17 protein-coding genes are annotated in these 17,537 nt (G+C 53.1%); 9 read left to right on the plus strand and 8 right to left on the minus strand.

What is annotated here, in order from left to right; genetic code table 11:
* Positions 1-3 precede the first annotated feature (3 nt).
* Both LMED105_RS11560 and LMED105_RS16835 read left to right on the plus strand, forming a co-directional pair.
* Positions 4-306, plus strand: a complete 303-nt coding sequence (locus tag LMED105_RS11560; RefSeq protein ID WP_008251423.1) for a hypothetical protein — start codon at positions 4-6, stop codon at positions 304-306.
* A 33-nt stretch (positions 307-339) separates the two neighbouring features.
* Positions 340-759, plus strand: a complete 420-nt coding sequence (locus LMED105_RS16835) for a hypothetical protein (protein WP_156799669.1) — start codon at positions 340-342, stop codon at positions 757-759.
* A 12-nt stretch (positions 760-771) separates the two neighbouring features.
* Here LMED105_RS16835 and LMED105_RS11565 read toward each other — a convergent pair whose 3' ends face one another.
* From LMED105_RS11565 to LMED105_RS11585, 5 genes are all read right to left on the minus strand, one after another.
* Positions 772-1,167: a DUF1850 domain-containing protein gene (locus LMED105_RS11565; RefSeq protein WP_008251424.1), complete on the minus strand. Its 396-nt coding sequence runs from the start codon at positions 1,165-1,167 to the stop codon at positions 772-774.
* Positions 1,164-3,266, minus strand: a complete 2,103-nt coding sequence (locus tag LMED105_RS11570) for a TRAP transporter permease (RefSeq protein ID WP_008251425.1) — start codon at positions 3,264-3,266, stop codon at positions 1,164-1,166. The genes LMED105_RS11565 and LMED105_RS11570 overlap by 4 nt, the downstream gene beginning before the upstream one ends.
* 98 nt (positions 3,267-3,364) lie before the next feature.
* Positions 3,365-4,321, minus strand: coding sequence for a TAXI family TRAP transporter solute-binding subunit (locus LMED105_RS11575; protein ID WP_008251426.1), 957 nt, complete (start codon positions 4,319-4,321; stop codon positions 3,365-3,367).
* Positions 4,322-4,460: 139 nt separating this feature from the next.
* Positions 4,461-5,171: a response regulator transcription factor gene (locus LMED105_RS11580; RefSeq protein ID WP_008251427.1), complete on the minus strand. Its 711-nt coding sequence runs from the start codon at positions 5,169-5,171 to the stop codon at positions 4,461-4,463.
* The gene (locus LMED105_RS11585) at positions 5,161-6,318 is read right to left on the minus strand and encodes a sensor histidine kinase (RefSeq protein WP_008251428.1); all 1,158 of its coding nucleotides are present in this window, start codon (positions 6,316-6,318) and stop codon (positions 5,161-5,163) included. Before LMED105_RS11585 ends, LMED105_RS11580 begins: the two co-directional genes overlap by 11 nt.
* 163 nt (positions 6,319-6,481) lie before the next feature.
* On the opposite strand from LMED105_RS11585, the gene LMED105_RS11590 reads away from it, so the two are divergent.
* From LMED105_RS11590 to LMED105_RS11610, 5 genes are all read left to right on the plus strand, one after another.
* Positions 6,482-7,498 carry a hypothetical protein gene (locus LMED105_RS11590; RefSeq protein ID WP_008251429.1) on the plus strand — a complete coding sequence of 339 codons (1,017 nt, stop codon included), beginning with the start codon at positions 6,482-6,484 and terminating at the stop codon, positions 7,496-7,498.
* Positions 7,499-7,584: 86 nt separating this feature from the next.
* Positions 7,585-8,235, plus strand: a complete 651-nt coding sequence (locus tag LMED105_RS16420) for a MotA/TolQ/ExbB proton channel family protein (RefSeq protein WP_008251430.1) — start codon at positions 7,585-7,587, stop codon at positions 8,233-8,235.
* Between the two features lie 5 nt (positions 8,236-8,240).
* A complete protein-coding gene (locus LMED105_RS11600; RefSeq protein WP_008251433.1) occupies positions 8,241-8,849 on the plus strand; it encodes a hypothetical protein in 609 nt (202 codons plus the stop codon).
* On the plus strand, positions 8,846-9,361 hold the full coding sequence (locus tag LMED105_RS16425) for a hypothetical protein (protein WP_008251435.1): 516 nt from the start codon (positions 8,846-8,848) through the stop codon (positions 9,359-9,361). Before LMED105_RS11600 ends, LMED105_RS16425 begins: the two co-directional genes overlap by 4 nt.
* A 3-nt stretch (positions 9,362-9,364) precedes the next feature.
* Positions 9,365-10,078 carry a hypothetical protein gene (locus tag LMED105_RS11610; RefSeq protein ID WP_008251436.1) on the plus strand — a complete coding sequence of 238 codons (714 nt, stop codon included), beginning with the start codon at positions 9,365-9,367 and terminating at the stop codon, positions 10,076-10,078.
* 4 nt (positions 10,079-10,082) lie between these two features.
* Here the strand turns inward: LMED105_RS11610 and LMED105_RS11615 are convergent, their stop codons facing one another.
* The 3 genes from LMED105_RS11615 to LMED105_RS11630 all read right to left on the minus strand — a co-directional run bounded on the left by LMED105_RS11615 (position 10,083) and on the right by LMED105_RS11630 (position 15,982).
* Entirely contained in the window at positions 10,083-10,622 is a 540-nt protein-coding gene (locus LMED105_RS11615; RefSeq protein ID WP_008251438.1) for a hypothetical protein, read from the minus strand.
* A 75-nt stretch (positions 10,623-10,697) separates the two neighbouring features.
* Positions 10,698-15,296, minus strand: coding sequence for an ATP-binding protein (locus LMED105_RS16430; protein ID WP_008251439.1), 4,599 nt, complete (start codon positions 15,294-15,296; stop codon positions 10,698-10,700).
* An 80-nt stretch (positions 15,297-15,376) separates the two neighbouring features.
* Entirely contained in the window at positions 15,377-15,982 is a 606-nt protein-coding gene (locus tag LMED105_RS11630) for a TetR/AcrR family transcriptional regulator (RefSeq protein WP_008251441.1), read from the minus strand.
* A 93-nt stretch (positions 15,983-16,075) separates the two neighbouring features.
* On the opposite strand from LMED105_RS11630, the gene LMED105_RS11635 reads away from it, so the two are divergent.
* Positions 16,076-16,963, plus strand: a complete 888-nt coding sequence (locus LMED105_RS11635) for an SDR family NAD(P)-dependent oxidoreductase (RefSeq protein WP_008251443.1) — start codon at positions 16,076-16,078, stop codon at positions 16,961-16,963.
* A 12-nt stretch (positions 16,964-16,975) separates the two neighbouring features.
* On the plus strand, positions 16,976-17,537 hold a 562-nt coding region (locus LMED105_RS11640; protein ID WP_008251444.1), incomplete at its 3' end, for a hypothetical protein.

The raw sequence follows: 17,537 nt of genomic DNA on the forward strand, positions 1-17,537 counted from the left end.
GGCATGGCGATTTTCAACACCGACAAAGCACTGGACATGTCGTGCACCGAGCGCGAGTTGCGCCGGTGGGTGTACATGATTGCTGCCTTGTTTCCGATGATTTCGGAACAGGCTGACCATGCGGATTTTGAAGTGCAAGGTGGTACAGCGCGAATTGCCTGGAAGGAAATGCCAGATCGCGTGATTGCCTTGGTGCGATTGAAACGCATGGAAGTGACACTGGCCTTTTCTGAAGGTGTGCCTGCGGATGCGAGGGCGCATTTTTCGAAACAATTTCAGATGCATACACTGCGGGGTGGGGGCTGACGGGAGAGGCTGGTGCTTGGCCCTAGGTGAGGCTTGGGTGCAAAACCGACTGGCCTAAGCAAGGCTTCTGATTCCGGCTTGATGCTTCTGGCTTGGGGCATGCGAAACGCCAAAGCGTCTTCGCATCGACTCCTCTCGGAGTCGCCCCGCGCTGCGAAGCCGCCGGGAAGCCTCGCAAAGCCGGCCAGCCGGTTCTGCACCCAAGCCTCACCAGTACCGTACATCGCACACCGCAAGTCTCCTGCGCCATTGCCCGCGCGCTCAGGTGGCAATACCCTCGCAGCGCCGATCAAGAAAACCTGCCCGTTTGAATTCACCCGCCACAGTCGGCCAAAGGCCGGCACCGAGACTCGGCCCGCTTTTTTGCCGAGCGAGGTGAGTCAGGGTGAATTTCAAAAAGGGAAAGACAGGTTTTCTGGCGCGAGAGGGTATGCGCCTGAGCAAGCGAGTTAAGCCGGCATGCGACTATTTGCTTGATTGGATGGTAAACGACTCAACGCCTCGATCTTCAAACTTCGCAAAGTCAATACATTCGACAGGTTTTACACTGACAGGATCAAGCGCACAAAGCATCCAGTTGTCAGGTGTTAACTCAGAATTGGCCAGGGATATGGCCGGTATGCGCACCGGCGATTCTGGTGCCCAGCGATACCAGCCCTTGTCAAGAACAGCGTTGGGTGCCGGGTCAATGCCAGCACCACTGCCTTTCACAAAGGTTTCTTTCAATAACAGTTGTTCATCTTTGAGTTGCCAGTATTCAACCCACTCGGTTTTTTCCACCGAGTGGGTCCAGCTCAGGGAAAAAAGCAGGCCTGCCAGGCAGGCTGCTGATTTCCCGGCGATGAACAAACACAGGCTCATGCGGGCTGCAGTTTGCCCTTTACCGCGCGCATATTGCGCCAGGCCAGGTAGCCAAACACCACGGCAATCGCAAAACCGATTTCATCCGTGATGGGCAAGGCCGCGATTAGCGTGAACGATCCGATCATGCCCAGTACTCGCAACCACACCGGCAACTTCGCACCCAGGTAGCCAATCACTGCGGCACCCCACAGGCTGATGGCCAGTACAGTTTTCACCACGATGTAGATGACTGCGGGAATGTAGCCAATTGATTCAGCCAGTGGTCCACCGTCTTGCAACATCAAAGAAGGGGTGTAAACCGCCATGAACGGAATCACGAAACCGGCCGCGGCAATTTTTACAGCCTCCATGGATATGGTCAGCCCGCGTTCTTTGGCGATCGGTGCTGCCGCAAAACAGGCCAGTGCCACGGGCGGCGTGAGGTCGGCGAGAATGCCGAAATAGAACACAAACATGTGGCTGACGATCAGTGGCACGCCCAGTTGTTCCAGTGCGGGGCCGGCAATGCTGGAGGTGATGATGTAGTTGGGAATGGTCGGAATACCCATGCCCAACACAATGCAGGTGATCATCGTCAATACCAGCGACAGGAACAAACTGTTCTCGCCCACGCTGACGACAAATTGACCGAATGTGTTGGCTGCACCGGTCAGTGTCATGGTGCCGATGATAATACCCACCATGGCACAGGCCACGCCAACAGGCAAGGCGGATTTGGCGCCATCCGCCAACGAATCGCGGCAAGCGGCCAATGTTTCGCGGCCACCTTTTTTCATGGCATTCACGGCGATCAGTGCGATGATAGTGCCTGCAATGACCCAGATGCCAAACTGCAGGAAGGCAGCACACACCACACCCAAACCAATCCAGAACAACACGCGAATTACTGTGTTGGGCAAACCAATTGCGATGGATGCGCCAAGAATAAGCACCACAGTAAAGGCAAGGCCCACGGTGCCTGCAAACAAGGGGGTGTAGCCGCCCACCAAAAGCCACACCAGCGCCACCAGCGGAATAACCAGGTACCACTGTTCTTTCACGGCTTTCAACGGCGAGGGCAAATCTTTCTTGTCCAATCCTTTCAAGCCATGCTTACCTGCTTCCAGATGAACCATCCAGAAAGCACCGAAGAAATACAGAATGGCCGGGATAATGGCGGCTTTCACAATTTCGGAGTAAGCCACACCCAGTGTTTCGGCCATGATAAACGCCACTGCACCCATCACGGGTGGCATCAATTGGCCACCCATGGAAGCTGTGGATTCAACCCCGCCTGCAAAGGCTGCACGGTAGCCAAATTTCTTCATCAAGGGAATTGTGAATTGCCCGGTAGTGACCACGTTGGCCACGCCTGAACCTGAGATGGTGCCCATGAGTGCTGAGGACACCACAGCAACTTTGGCTGCACCGCCTTGCGCGTGGCCCACCAAGCCTAGTGCGAAATCGGTGAACAGCTTGATCATGCCCGCCTTTTCAAGAAAAGCACCGAACAAGATAAACAGGAAAATATAGGACGCTGACACATAGGTCGGAATGCCGTAAATACCTTCTGTACCGTAGGCCATGTGTTCTATGACCTGGTGGAAGTCGTATCCACGGTGGTCAAATGGCGCGGGCAGATATTGGCCGAACAGGCAATAGGCGAAAAACGTACCGCAAATAATCGGCAGGGCCGGGCCCATCAAAAGCCAGGTGGCTACAAACACCGTGGCAATTGCGATCACACCCAGGTAAATATCCAGTTCTGTGGGGTCGCCAGCACGAATCAACAGGGGTTCGTATTCGACCCACTGATAGCCCGCTACGCCCAGCGCCGCCAGTGCAAGCACCCATGCAATTGCCTTCAATGCGACATGCTTTTTCATGGCAATCAAGGGGAATGTGAGCAGCAGCAGAAAGCCCACGTGGCAAGCCCGTTGAACTTGGCTGGGCAAGTCGAATAAGTGTGCAGCCGTTGCAATTTGGAATGTCGAGAATAAAACAGCAATCCAGAAGAGCAGGCGACCTTCAAATGAACGCGTGAACCCGGCAGAAGTTGGATCGTGAAAACCAGAGTTGGCTTCGGTGGTTACAGCTGAATCGGGAGTATTGGACATGGACGAAAAGCCCTGAACGGGCCCACAAGATAACTGAGGTTGAAAGTCACACCCCGGCGGGGTGTGACAGGTGCTACTTGCTTATTTGGTTTGAAGATTTACTTGATCAAACCTTTTTCGCGGTAAAACTTTTCTGCACCGGGGTGCAATGGAACCGGCATGCCTTGCAAGGCATTTTCAAATTTGATGGCTTCCGCTGCCTTGTGTGCTGAGCGCAGCGCGGCCAGGTTTTCCCACAACAGCTTGGTCATTTGATAGGCCGTTTCGTCCGACACTTCAGAGTGTGTGATCAAGAAGTTCACGATTGCAGCAGTGGGAACATCTTTGGTTTGACCCTGATAGGTGCCTGCCGGAATGGTGCCAGGCACGTAAGGCGCACCTAATTTTTTGACCACTTCAGGAGGCACTGCAACCATGTTCACTTCCATGGAGGCAGACAGGTCTTTCAGCGAGGCAACACCCAGGCCAGCCGACTGCAGGGTGGCGTCCAGTTGTCGGTTTTTCATCAACTCAACCGATTCCGCGTAAGGCAGGTACTCGGTTTTGCCCAGGTCTTTATAAGTCATGCCAGCTGCGCCCAAAATGGCGCGGGCATTCAATTCAGTGCCCGATTTGGCGGCACCCACTGACAGGCCTTTGCCCTTGAGTTGATCCAGAGAGGTAATGCCGGAAGATTTGGATGCGACGATTTGTACATAGTTGGGGTAAATTGCGGCAATACCACGCAGCTTGTTCAGCGGGGCCTTGAAGCCCGCATCTGCATCGCCTTCCCAAGCCAGTTTCACGGAATCACCCAGCGAGATACCCAATTCACCGCGGCCTTGTTGCAGCAGGTTCAGGTTTTCAACGGATGCTTTGGTGGCTTGCACCTGAGTGCGCGCACCTTTGATGTTGTCGCCATACACTTTCGACAATGCAACGCCAATCGGGTAATAGATACCGGATGTACCGCCGGTCAAAATGTTGATGAATTCAGCTTTGGCGGGTGTAGCGGCGAGTGCCAAGCCTGTAATGGCCGCGGCCAGAATGGCCGTTTTTGCTTTGCGTAGCATCATGCGTAATTCCTCCTGAGAAAGTGTTGTCGTATTTTGGTTGTGGGTTGAATATCCCCGAGAACGCCACAGGTTGCAAGGCAGACCGGGCTGTTTTTGGCCAAAATACGGGAAAATACGAATGAGGAAAACGTGAGTATCTTTAAGCGCCAAAACCGGGGGGTTTTCTTCCAAAGCCTTGACTCCAGGCCCAAAAGGCCAGTTCAAAGTCTGTTTGTACACCCAGCTTTTGACGAATTTGTGACAGGTTGTTGCTCACGGTCTTGCCGCTGATCCCCAAGCTGACTGCGACTTGCTCGATGGTGTGTCCTTCGACCAGCAAACGCACCACATCCACTTCCCTTGGTGTCAATCCGCACGCTGTGGTTGCTGCCGAATCTTGCGTTTCACAGGAAGGTAGTTGCAAATTTTCTTGACCCTGTTGTTGCAAGGAACCTGTCAGCATGCCTTGGCTTTGTACATCGCTGGACACGAAGGTTTGCTCGCCCAGTGCCATCCGGATGCCCTGAATCAATTCCTCAGGTTCACTTGATTTGGTGACATAGGCCCGAGCGCCTTGTTCCAGGGCTTTGGTGGCCACCACTGGGCTGTCGTGCATGGAAAGCACCACCAAGGCCAGTTTGGGCCATTTCATGCGCACCCGTTTAATCAGTTCGAGCCCGCTTTGCCCCGGCATGCTGATGTCCAGTACCAAAGCATCACAGGCTTGGGTTTTCAGCAAGGCAAAGGCCTGGTCTGCATTGCCAGCCTCACCCACCACGATCAGATCGCTTTCGGAGTCAATGAAGCGTTTGTAGCCCGCACGAACCGCTGCATGGTCGTCAACCAGAATGATTCTGGACTCAAGTGGCATGGTTCACCTCAATCACCGGAACATGGCAACGCAGCACGAATCTGTCTTCCTCGATGGTCCAGACCACACTGCCTTGCAGGCTGGCCATTCGTTCCCGAATACCGGTCAGCCCCAGAGAAGGGTTGATGGGTCCAGATGAAGCAATACCATCATTTTCAACAATCAAGATGAATTCGCGGGCTTGCTCGTCAAATCCTGCGAGTACTTTCAATTTTTTGGTGTTGGCATGGCGGGCCGCATTGGTTAGCGCCTCTTGTAAAGTACGGTACAACGCGATCGGTGCTTCTTTGGACAGGGGCGGGGTATTCGGTGCCCAGGCAAAGTCAACGTACCAGCCGTGGCGCTTTGCCCAGTTGTCCAGAAGGTCCAGCGCAGCATCGCGAAGTGACACCTCGAGCAGCAGGTGTGGTTTCAGTTCCCGCAGTGAACTGCGAAGCCACCCCATCATTTCCTGCGCCTGGTCGTGTACTGCTTTGGCGGCTTCTTGGGTGTTGGCCTGGGTGCTTTTAACCAGAAAAGCAGAGTTCACGGAAATGGAGGTCAACGATTGTCCGAAGTAGTCGTGTAAGTCCTGAGCAATTGCCTGACGTTCCCGCTCTTGCAGGTCAACCACCCGGTTCAGTAATTCTCTGCTCTTCTTTTGCTCTGTGTTCAGGGTTTTGATCAACTGGGACACGCTGTCATGGATTCGTTTGAACTCCTCGATTTTGAATTCCCCGGTGTTCTCCAGCGTGGGTGTTGGCCGTGTGGGGTCACGCTCGGACTCTTCATAATCACGCAGCCACTGAACCAGTTGTTGCAGGGGTGCGTTTAATGTGGGCCTCAGGGAATACCAAACCACAACACCACTGCCCGCCGCCATCAGTAGCAACATGGCGCTGATCAAATAGAGTTCCCGTCGGGTTTCCTTGCGCTCCTGTTCGGCTTTTCGTTCGGCCAGTTGCTGGCGCAGGCGTTGTAACTCCATGTTGCCCAAGGGCTCTGCCTTGGACAGTCCGCGGTGCAGGTCATCTACCAACTCGGAAGCCGCGGCATACTCGGTTTTCACGTCAAGCCGGCCCATGGTAAATACCACCAGCACGCAGCAAGCAGCCCAAAGGCCAAGCCAAGTGAGCAATCGTCTAACCAGCAACTCGCTTAAACGCATCGATTTGGTTGTTTGTTGGAATAGTCACAATGTGCACCAGAAACGGCTTGTGTAGAAGGGGTCAAATCCTTTTCGGGAAAACTTCCCTGCTGATCAATATTTTGAGGCAAGGCCTGAATCGGCTATCCTTTCGGGGTTGTGTTGATGCGGGCTTTGTTTTCACATGTCTTTGAACGTTCGAAATTTTACCTTTGCTGTGTCTTTGTTTCTGGTTGCGCCACTTGCTCAAGCCCAGGCAGGAGATTGCTGGCAGCAACACAGGGCCACTGTGTATGAGTGGACTTGTGCCGGGCAAAGCCTGCCCGCCGAAGGCCAGGATTTTGCACTGTCGATTGTGGTGGTGGACTCGCCCAAGGCCTTGATGGTGATTGATTCCGGTGCCACTGCGGCGGTGGGTGAAAGTGCCGCAGCGGCCATTCGCTCCAAGTTTGGCGACAAGCCTGTGTGGATTTTGAATACCCAACCGAAGCCCGAACATGTACTGGGCAATGTGGGTTTTCGTTCTACATTTTCTGGCACGCTGACCCCGGGCGAAAATTTTTCCAACCGCGTGGTTGCTGGCAAGCGTACCGCCGATTTAATGCGTGAACGTTGCCCCACCTGCATTGAAAACTTTTCCGAGCGAATGGGCAGTGATTCTGTCAAAGGCACGGAATCCCTGGTACCTGGCCGTATTTTACGAACCAAGACAGGTCATTTGGGTTTATTGCACAACGATTGGGTGTCCTGGAAATTTCGCCTTTACAACGACCTTGAAACCGAAGAGGCGCTGGTGTTGCGCAATCAGGAATTGAAATTGTGGTGGGTCGGCTCGGCGGTGCAGAACAGGGATATCCCCGATTTGTATGACGGCAATGTGGTGGAGCGTATTAATTTTCTGGGTCGCTTGAAGACAAGAATGGGTTCAGATGACACCGTTCTGACTTCCTTTGGCGTGTTAGGACGTGACTGGATAGAGCGCAACCTGAACTACTTTGTGCGTGTTCAACAGGACGTGTTGTACGGGCTGGAAGAGGGTGTCAGCGAGGTTGAATTGATCGAACAGATCAGCGCGCAAATTGGCGAGTTTAAAAACGCGGTGTACGTACAGACCGACCCCAAGGTAAATGCCAAGGCGCTTGAAACACACCAATTGAATATACAGCGCATCTTCCGTCAAACAGAGCCGTTTGCTTTTTAGAGCGCCTGCTGGAATGTAGCTTGCTAGTAGTCTCTTGAACTGTTGCAAACTGGGACAGACGAATAACAACACAGGGACTACTTGCATTGACTACCAACAAAACACACACCCTGTTTTTGCTGTGGGTGTTGCTGATCAGCCTGACGGGTTTTGGCTTGTACATGACCTGGCACAAAGGCCTTTTTCAATGGATTATCCTGACTGACAACACGCGCATTTGCGTGGTCATTGTTTTCGCTTTCATGGTGGGCAGTGGCCTTGCAGGCTGGCGAAGTGTTTATCTAAGCAGGCAGTCACGTTACTTTGACCAAATTCGAAACGGGTTCACCGATTTCAAACTTGGGCAATCCATTTGCCATGATTACCTGACCCACCCACTTGCTCATCCCAGTGAAGGCCAATTGATGGCCGAGGTGATGGCGGAACGCGCGCGTGGCACACACCAGGTAGGCTGGTTTGTAACTGGGCTAATGATCAAGCTGGGTTTGTTGGGTACGGTGGTGGGGTTCATCATGATGCTCAGTAGCCTTGAAGGTTTGGAGCAGCTTGATATCTCGGATATCAAAACCCTGATGCAACAAATGACGCAGGGCATGGGCGTGGCGATGAATACCACCCTGGTGGGTTTGATCGGCAGCATTTTGTTGGGCTTGCAGTTTTTGATGCTTGATCGCCATGCCGATCAATTGATCGCGGCCACTGTGGACTATGCACACCGAAACGTGAAAGCGAGCTAAGCAGCATGCCGCTTTTCAATCACAAGCCAGACTTTGAGCTGGACCCGTTCACCGATTTGATTTTCAACGCCTTGTTGATTTTCACTTTTCTGTTTTTGATGGCCTTGTTGTTGTTGAATCCACCTGCCAAAAGCGGAATTATCGACCCCAAGGCCGAATTTTTGGTGACTGTCAGCTGGCCCGACAACGACCCCAACGACATTGACGTGTGGGCTGCAGGGCCCGCAGGTGCGCAGGTGTGGTTCATGCGGCCTCAAGATGGTCTGCTGCACCTGGACCGTGACGACCGTGGCTTGGCCAATGACACTCAGGAAATTGAAGGACAGGTGTTTGTAAATCCGTTGAACCAGGAGGTGTTGACCATTCGTGGTCGGCCTCCCGGTGAATACATTGTGAACCTGCACTACTACAAAACTGAAAACAAGGCCCCGGTGCCTGTGAATATTTATGTGGCCGAGGTGAACCCGAAATTGAAGGTGTTGCATTACTCCACGGTGACCTTGCGGCAAGAGGGCGATGAAGCCACTGCCGTTCGTTTCACGATTGATCCAAGTGGCACGGTGAGCAATATCAATCAACTTGAAAAATCTTTGGTGAAGGCAGACGGAAAATGAACGAAGTGTTGGTGGGTTTGGGCATCGCCTATATTTTTTTAGCAGCGCTGTTGCTATTGGCCTTGGTGTATGGCCGCATGAATTGGACCGTCAAGCTGGTTCTGATTGTGGTGTCGGTGGGGTTTTATTGGCTCAGCTATGTCAACTGGCAAAACGCACAGGGTTGGCCCAGTCAGGCTGATTTGCCCAAGCGATTTCTGTTCTACGCCGTGGTGGTAGAAGAGCCAGACAAAACAGAAGGCATCAAAGGGCGACTGTTCGTATGGGCCAGCGACCTGGCCAATGACAGGCCTTCCGATACACCCCGTGCTTATGTGTTGCCGTACGACAAAGAATTGCATGTAAAGCTGGACGCCGCGCAGCGCCAAATGCGCAACGGCAATTTACAAATCGGCGAAGTGGGGGGTGAATTATTCGATCCGCAGGCCACCCGAGACAACACGCGAATTGCAGACAAGAAAATTGATCTGGAATTTACGGATCTGCCTGACCCTCAGTTGCCGGAGAAGTAAGCCATGTTGAAAATTTTGAGTGTGGCAGTTCTGGCGCTTGGTCTGGCTTCTTGTTCCAAGGTGGGCGGTGGAGAGTACTTTCCGCTGAATGAAGGTTTGCAATGGCAATACAAACTCGATTTCGTCATGCCCGATGGCAAGAACAAAAAAGATTTGATGATTCGCACGGTGGGGCACTCCAGCTTCAAAACTGAAGAGGGCGAGATTGAGGGCATGGTACGTAGAACGTCGGATGGCACGGACTATTTTGTTCAAGAGCGGGATGACGGTTTTTACCGTGTGGGGAAACGCGTGATTGTGCAGACCAAGCCGCAGGCTGATCAGGCGCCACGCTTGATACTGCCCAAGGGGCGAAACCTGCGGGTGGGCTACACCTGGACCATGGATACAAGCCCGTATGTGATGCACTGGATGCCACCATTTGTCGAGGCCAATGCCAGCATTAAACCGTTTGATTTGGTGTACGAAGTGGCGTCACTGGATGACACGGTAGAGACACCTGCCGGTATTTTTCAGAACTGCATTCGATTGGATGCCACTGGCAAGATGGTGTTTTACGCCGATGCCAGTGCGGGTTATCAGGAAATTCTGATCAATCACACCGAATGGTATGCACCCGGTGTTGGGTTGGTGAAGCTGGAGCGCGATGAGCCTTTGGACACCAGCATCATGAAGGGGGGCAAGGTAACCATGATGCTCAGCAGTTTTCTGGACTGAGTGATTACTTGTTGAACAATCCTTCAAGCACCTGGTCGCAAAAGCGCTCACGTTTTTCTCCATTGCCGGTGACGGTGCAATGCTCAATCAAAACCTGATCGCCCACAATGCTGTGTGATTCGACACGATCTGCATAAAGCAGAATTTCCTCCGTGTCCAGGCTGAATTTGGAATCCAGGTCCATCTGGTTCAAATCGGGTCTGCGCCAGTGCACCGTGAACAGCGGCTGGTTTTGAAACACTTCGCCCTTCTGGTTTTGCAGCTCTGTGACGGCCTGCACCGACAGCATGGGGTGACTGTTGAACTCTTGGGGATAGTGGCGCTTCATTTCACGCATGATGTTGTAAGCGTCGGTTGCAAACAGGGTCACGATTCGATTGCGCGTTACAAAGGTGATCTGCTCCGTATTCAAACCGCGCACCTCCACAATATTGCCATTGGCCATTTTTTCCATGGAGTCGGGCGGGGGCGGGCTACACGCCGCTAGCAGGGCTGCACAGGCCAGTAAGGTGGCCTGTTGAAGATGGCGCAACATAAGGCGCATTCGTGGTCTCCGGTTTGGTGTTGTTGTGTCAGCAGTATAGGGGGTAAATGTTGTCACCTGGCTTACACCAAGCGCTTACCTCCGGCAAAGCTTGCGCAGGGCCATTTCCAGTTCAGCCGGTTTGGGTGGTTTGGCCATGATCATGTCCACCTGGGGTACTTCTTCCTGGCTGAGCGACATTTGCTTGCCCCAGCCTGTCAGCATCAACACCGGAGTGGCCGGGCTCAGGGACTTGATCATTTCCGCCAACTCCTTTCCATCCATTTCTGGCATGCCCAAATCGGTGATGACTGCGTCGAATGCTTTGCCTTTGCGTGCTGTTTCATTGAATAATTGCGCGGCCAGTGCGCCACTGCCCGCGGTGTGAATTTGATGTCCGCTCATTTCAAGAATGGCTGACATGGCAGCCAACACATTGGGGTCGTCATCGACAAGCAGCAGGTTAAGCGGTCGCCCAGTGTTGGGGTCGAACTCTACGCTGCTGGTGTGGAATGCCGCGGGTTCGCTGGCGGTTCGTACGGGGAAATACAAACTGACGGTGGTGCCTTTCCCTGGCTCGCTGTGTATTTCCATGAAACCGTCTGCACGCTGCACGATGCCATACACCATAGACAATCCCAGTCCTGTGCCGCGTTCACCTTTGGTGGTAAAAAATGGTTCGAAGCAACGTGCCTGCTGTTCTTTGCTCATGCCGATGCCGTTGTCTTGCAGGCAGATGACCACCAGTGGTTCGGTGTCTTTTTCTTTGAATTCGGTTTTTAGTTGAATGTGGCCGCCTTGGGGCAGGGCGTCGACCGCATTCAAAATCAGATTGGTCAGAATCTCGCGCAATTCAGTTTCAGAAACCGCCAGCTTGGGCAAAGGGTTGCTCAACTCATGTGTAATGCCGATGGTGATGCCGTTGCGAAGCGCCATATCGCCCCAGCGTGGCCTGGTCAGTTCAATCGCTTCCAGGCACATGTCGTTGGCATCGCACATATTGGCTGGTTCAAGTTCACTTCTCGATCGGGCGAAACGCCCCATGCGGTCCACGGTGTTGCTGACATCGTCAATCGCGGTTTGAACAATGCGCAACTGTTTGTAGCCTTTCTCGCTGAGGTTTTTCTCGTTCTCCAGCAGCGACTCCAGGTAAAGCGTGGCAGGCGAAATGGCATTGTTGATGTCGTGGGCAATACCGCTGGCCATGCCCGCCAGTGCGTGCAGCCTTTCTTGTTGCAGCACCATGTTTTGTGTCGATTGCAACTCCCGATAAGCTTCCTGAAGTTCATTCAACAATTCCACCTGTGACAAAGCCACTGCAACGTGTTCGCTCAACTGGTCGACAAACTCGATTTCTTCACTGGAGAATGCATCAATGTCCGTGCGTGAAATCACGAGAATTCCAAGCACCTCGTCGCCCTTCATCAAAGGGTTGATGATCAGACTGTACAGGCCACCCAGGCTATTCATGGCTGCACCGATTGGCCCGCGTGTAGCACCCATGTTTGCGTTGTGTACACGCTTGCCTTTCAACGCTACCTCAAGATGAACACCATGCCCTTTGACCTGTGCGCCTACAAACAGGCCCAGCTTGTCGGCCAAGACCTGACTGCGTTGGCCCACTGAGCGCACCGTCAGTATGTTTTTTGCATTGTTGTAGGTTGCCATCAGGCTGAAGTCCGAGGGCAGGCGTTCCTCCACATGATTAACAACCACGTTGTAAATTGACTCCAGACTTTGGCGGTGGCTAATCGCCCGTGTAATCTGGTTCAGCAATTGCATGCGGGCCAATTGTGCTTCGCTCTCGCGCTTGGATTGCACAAGCCTGCTCATGTCCGTCATGCCACCGACCATTCGAATGCCTTTTCCGGTGTGATCACGGATCACATGGCCCCTGTCCAGTACGTCCAGCCATCGACCATCGACGTGCTGAAAGCGGTATTCGTCCTGCCAAATGTCACCCTCGCTGTCGATGGCTTTTTGCACACTGCTCAGCACACGTTCAAGGTCTTCCGGGTGAATAAGGCGCGTCCAGGATTTGGAATTTTTCTCGAGCGATTCACTGGGGTGGCCAAACAGGCTTTGCATACCCTCATTCCACCAAAGCTCGTCTGTTTCAAGATCCCAGTCCCACACACAATCTGTGGTGACCCGCGTGAGCGAGCGAAACATGGACAGGCTTTCTTGCAAGGCGTCCTGGCGAAGTTTCAGCTCGGTGATATCGCGTTGAATACCGATCCAGTGGGTGCATTTGCCCAGTGGGTCGATCATGGGAACAATCTCGACATCTACCCACATTTTTTCGCCGTTCTTGGTGTAGGTGATCAGTTCCTCGCGCACAGCTTCCTGGCGGGACAGTGCTTCGCGAATTCTTGTCTTTGCATCGGGCTGTGTGTCCACTCCCTCCAGCACCGCAGGGGTTTGTCCGTAAATTTCCTCTCGGGTGTAGCCTGTACGTTCCAGAAACGCCTTGTTCACATACTGAATTTTCATGCCGCCCGACTCGAAGGGCTCTGCATCGGTGACCAGCACCATGTCATTGAGGCGTTCAAGGCAGGTTTGCAACAGGCGCAGACTTTCCATGGTCTTTGCTTTTTCAATGCCATTGATCAGATTGTCCAGCGCCATGGAGCGATTGCGGGCGACGGTGTCGAGCAGGTGGACCATTTCATCGCTGAAGAAATAGCTTTCGTCTCCCATGTACACCAGGCCTGAATGTAAACGGCCGTTCAGATGCAGGGGAATAATCGCCATGGATTCAAAGCCACGTGCAAGCGATTCTTCCAGCCAGTGTTTGGCCATGGGTTCGTTGCGCAAATCGTCCACCACATACACCTGGCCTGTCCGTAATTTTTGCAGCAGAGGCGAATCAGGCCTGATCGCCAGTTTGGACATGATGGTTGCAACGAAATCCGTGTCTCGTCCGCCCGTCGCAGCGATCTTGAATTCAAGAGTTTCCCGCTTGAAGTCAACCACCCACACCAACGGAATTTTCGCCAGGCGGGGCGCGGCTTCGCAAATTTCCTCGTACATGGCCTGAGCACTGTCAAAAGCTGAAATTCGTTGATTGATGTGATTTTGCGCCAGCAAGGCACCATTGATCCTTTCCATCATCACGTCTTTCTTTCGCTGCTCTGTGATGTCTTGAATACAGCCGTGAATTCTGACGGGTTTGTCGTCAGCGTCTTTCATGACTTCCCCGGCAATGCGCGCCCAGATACGCCGGTTCTTGAAAGTGTTCATTTGAACCACAATGTCAAACGGCAAACCCTGTTGTTTGGCATTCTCAATGGCCTCGGCGATCACTTTTTTATAGCGCCCTACATACAGGCTCATGCCCTGTTCCAGGGTGGGTATCTGGTCAGCCTCCTGGTCAAGCAATTGAAAGGTTTCTTCGGACCAATACACCGCATCGTTGTTGATGATGTCGATTGCCCATCCACCCAGCTTGCCAATTTGCCCACCCAGGCGTTGAAGGGTCATGTTGAACTTCAAGGCCTCGAGTGCGTGCTGTTGCTCCAGCAGTTCATCGGGTGCCCGTGCGGTGGCGGTATTGGTGTCGGTCAGGTTTGTTTCAGTGCTGTTCGCATGGCGTGGCAAACAGATTGCGAATGCAGCGCCTTGGCCCGCATTGCTGTGAGCCTCAATAACCCCGTGGTGCCGCTCAATGATTTTTTTAACATTCGCCAGGCCCATCCCGTGACCCTGGTAGTCGTGTTGGTTGTGCAGGCGTTGAAACGGTTTGAATAAATTGGCGGCAAGCTCTGGGTCGAACCCCACGCCGTTGTCTCTTACCGTGATGGTTACTTTGTCGTCGGTTTCGTGAACGTCGACATGAATTTCCGGATGTGTTTGTTTGCTGCTGAACTTCAGTGCATTCGAAAATAGATTGAGAAAGACCTGCTCCAACAGGGCCTCATCGCCTTGAATCACAGGCAGTGGTTGAACCCGCCAGTTGGGTCGAGGTCCATCGCTGTCCAGTTCCGACAATATTCGGGCACGCGACACCACATCGGCCAAGTTAACCGGATTCAAGTTCAGTTCGGAGTCACCAAGGCGTGCAAATGCGAGCAGGTCGGAAACCAGTTTGCTACCTCGGTCGCTGCTTTCCTTAATGCGTTGAATGTGGAGCCACTCCTGTGGCGTAAAGCTGTTGCTGGAACGGCTGCTTAGGCCAGTTGCATGCCCCTGGATCAAGTGCATGACCGAGTTCAGGTCGTGTGCAACCCGCGCGGCAAAGCTGTCAAGATCGGTATTCAATTCAGTCAGGCGCTGATTGGCCGCAGTCACCTTGTCCAGCAGGGCTGCATTTTGTAGTCGCAGTCGACGGTTTTCCAGTGCGCGTCGAATGACCGGGGCAATTTCAGCGAACTTGAACGGCTTGAGGATGTAATCCAGCACGCCCATTTGTATGGCCTGTACCGCAGTTTCCATGCTGCCGTGGCCGGTCATCAGAATGGCGTTCAGGTCTGGAGTGATTTCCAGTGCCTGGCGGATCAGTTCAGTGCCGCTCAGGCTAGGCAAGCGCAGGTCGGTCAGAAGCAAGTCGCAGGGCTGTTTGCGCAATGCATCCAGTGCATCTTCCGCGTTGGAAAAGCCCGTGACCTGATAACCCTCTTGTTCCAGAAGGGTACTCAGGGCTTCTCGTTGTAGCGTTTCATCGTCAACCACATACAGGCGTGCCGACAGGTTCATGGTGGCTCCTGCACTATTTCTCCAAGCTAGTGCATGGTATCGAATTTAACGATATTTAACGATAGTCAATTTGGAGCCCCTCAGCTTTGCAGTTCCCTTTCCACATAATGCCCCGCCATGTCGGCCAAACCCTTGGCCAGGTCATCGAACGAAAAGCCGGGGTTGGGGTGGTTCAGATAGCGAATCATCGTGGCGATGCCGCTGTTGATGAAAATGTAAGTCATGGTTTGCAGGTTGTTCAGCTGCAAAATTTCCGGGTGCTTGATGGCATGCTGGATAAACAGGTCAGCAAGTGCGCGGTAAATGGGACCAAAAGGAACATGTTTTTCCATCAAGGCTGACTCACGCGCACAACGCAGGTACAGCTCATCGTCTTTTTTCAGGAATTCGGCGGTTTGTGCAATCAGTTCATACACCCCATCGCGTAGCGAAAGCCGAACAACCTTGTGTGTGGCACCCTGAATCACGCCAACCAGCTCCCTGGAAAAGCGCTCACCCATGGCACTGAAAATCGCTTCCTTGTTCTCGAAATACTCGTAGATTGAGCCCACGCCAACACCTGCATATTCTGCAATTTGTCGCGTGGTTGCACCTTCTGCACCATGTTTGGCCAGGGCAATGAAAGCACCTTGAACAATGGTTTCCACGGTGTTCTGGGAGCGGGTTTGTTTTGGTTTTCTGGTCATGAATAAATCCGAATTGAATCCGAACAAACGTTCGTTTTAAGATGACATTGTTCAATGTCACGGTCGCGCTGTCAAGCGCAATAGGATTTACACATGTTCGGGAAAAAAATTACCAAGGGTGCCAATGCAGTGGTCACTGGCGCGGGCAGCGGTATAGGGCGGGCTTTCGCGCTTGAGTTGGTTCGCAGGGGCGGTCGCGTGGTGTGTGCCGATATTAGTTTGGAGCGTGCTCAGGAAACCGTGGATCTGATTATGGACATGGTGGCGGGCAAGCTGAAGAACGCTGACCTGGTGTTTGTACCGCAGGCCTGGGCTGTGAAGTGCGACGTCAGCAAACTCAAGGATGTGGAAGCATTGGCCTTGAAAGCCGAGGAAATTTTTGGTGGCACCGAGAATGACACTGCCATTGATTTGGTGGTGAACAACGCCGGTGTGGGCGCTGGAGGCAAGCCGATCGGTGAAACCACCATTGAGGACTGGAAGTGGACCATCGGCGTGAACCTGTGGGGTGTGATTCATGGTTGCCACGTGTTTGCTCCGCGCTTGCGCAAAAAGGGCGCTACAGCGAAGTGCGGTATTGTCAATGTGGCTTCCACAGCCAGCTTTGCCGCTGCCCCTTTGATGAGCGCTTACAACGTGACCAAGGCCGGTGCTTTGGCGTTGACCGAAACACTTGCTTCCGAGATGGCTGGCACTGGCGTGAATGTGACTGCGTTGTGCCCTACCTTTGTGAAAACCAATATTACGAAAGACGGCCGAATTGACGCCGCATCCAATCAACTTGCCAACAAGCTGATGGAGTGGACCGGTGTATCGGCTGACGGTGTGGTGAAAGAAACATTGAATGCATTGGACAAGGGGCAGCTGTACGTGCTGCCCCAGTTGGATGCCCGCATGATTTGGCGCATGAAGCGCCTGATGCCGCGTAGCTACACGCGCGGTGCTGGTTTATTGGCCCGTGTGGCCGCAAAAGCTTTTTAAGGAGTACACAAAATGCCTCAACTCGATCTGGAAAAAACACTGCGCCGCATCAAGGACAATCAGTGGGCCTTGGCCGACATTGATTGGGATGCCCCCGGCCGCGAGATGATCACTGAAGAACAGTGGCCCAAATTGAAAGCCTTCATGGCTGACCTGACCTGGATTGAACACATTGGTGCGCGCGGATTTGCCGCCATGGCCAAAAAAGCGCCGAATGACACTTTGAAAGAAATCTACACCTGGTTTCATGCAGAAGAGCAGCGCCATGCGAATGCTGAACTGGCTTTGATGCAACGCTGGGGCATGCTGGAAGACGGTGAAATTCCTGAGCCCAACATCAATCTGCGTTTAACCATTGATTGGCTGGACAAGTACAGCGATGACATGCCCTTGAGCGTGCTGGGCAGCGTCATTCCCATGCTGGAAGTGACGCTGGACGGCGCATTGTGCAAGTTCCTGCTTGATGAAGTGAAAGACCCGGTGTGCCACGAGGTTTTCAAGAAGATTAATGCCGATGAAGCCCGCCATTTGGGCGTGGATTTTCACGTGCTGGAAATGATGGGACACGGCCCAA

The sequence above is a fragment of the Limnobacter sp. MED105 genome (genome assembly GCF_000170915.1).
Lineage (GTDB): Bacteria > Pseudomonadota > Gammaproteobacteria > Burkholderiales > Burkholderiaceae_B > Limnobacter.

Excerpts from the sequence above, each read along its gene's own strand:
- LMED105_RS11560 (WP_008251423.1), top strand. The coding sequence starts at position 4 with ATGGCGATTTTCAACACCGACAAAGCACTGGACATGTCGTGCACCGAG.
- LMED105_RS11565 (WP_008251424.1), bottom strand. The coding sequence starts at position 1,167 with ATGAGCCTGTGTTTGTTCATCGCCGGGAAATCAGCAGCCTGCCTGGCA.
- LMED105_RS11570 (WP_008251425.1), bottom strand. The coding sequence starts at position 3,266 with ATGTCCAATACTCCCGATTCAGCTGTAACCACCGAAGCCAACTCTGGT.
- LMED105_RS11575 (WP_008251426.1), bottom strand. The coding sequence starts at position 4,321 with ATGATGCTACGCAAAGCAAAAACGGCCATTCTGGCCGCGGCCATTACA.
- LMED105_RS11580 (WP_008251427.1), bottom strand. The coding sequence starts at position 5,171 with ATGCCACTTGAGTCCAGAATCATTCTGGTTGACGACCATGCAGCGGTT.
- LMED105_RS11585 (WP_008251428.1), bottom strand. The coding sequence starts at position 6,318 with ATGCGTTTAAGCGAGTTGCTGGTTAGACGATTGCTCACTTGGCTTGGC.
- LMED105_RS11590 (WP_008251429.1), top strand. The coding sequence starts at position 6,482 with ATGTCTTTGAACGTTCGAAATTTTACCTTTGCTGTGTCTTTGTTTCTG.
- LMED105_RS11600 (WP_008251433.1), top strand. The coding sequence starts at position 8,241 with ATGCCGCTTTTCAATCACAAGCCAGACTTTGAGCTGGACCCGTTCACC.
- LMED105_RS16425 (WP_008251435.1), top strand. The coding sequence starts at position 8,846 with ATGAACGAAGTGTTGGTGGGTTTGGGCATCGCCTATATTTTTTTAGCA.
- LMED105_RS11610 (WP_008251436.1), top strand. The coding sequence starts at position 9,365 with ATGTTGAAAATTTTGAGTGTGGCAGTTCTGGCGCTTGGTCTGGCTTCT.
- LMED105_RS11615 (WP_008251438.1), bottom strand. The coding sequence starts at position 10,622 with ATGCGCCTTATGTTGCGCCATCTTCAACAGGCCACCTTACTGGCCTGT.
- LMED105_RS16430 (WP_008251439.1), bottom strand. The coding sequence starts at position 15,296 with ATGAACCTGTCGGCACGCCTGTATGTGGTTGACGATGAAACGCTACAA.
- LMED105_RS11630 (WP_008251441.1), bottom strand. The coding sequence starts at position 15,982 with ATGACCAGAAAACCAAAACAAACCCGCTCCCAGAACACCGTGGAAACC.
- LMED105_RS11635 (WP_008251443.1), top strand. The coding sequence starts at position 16,076 with ATGTTCGGGAAAAAAATTACCAAGGGTGCCAATGCAGTGGTCACTGGC.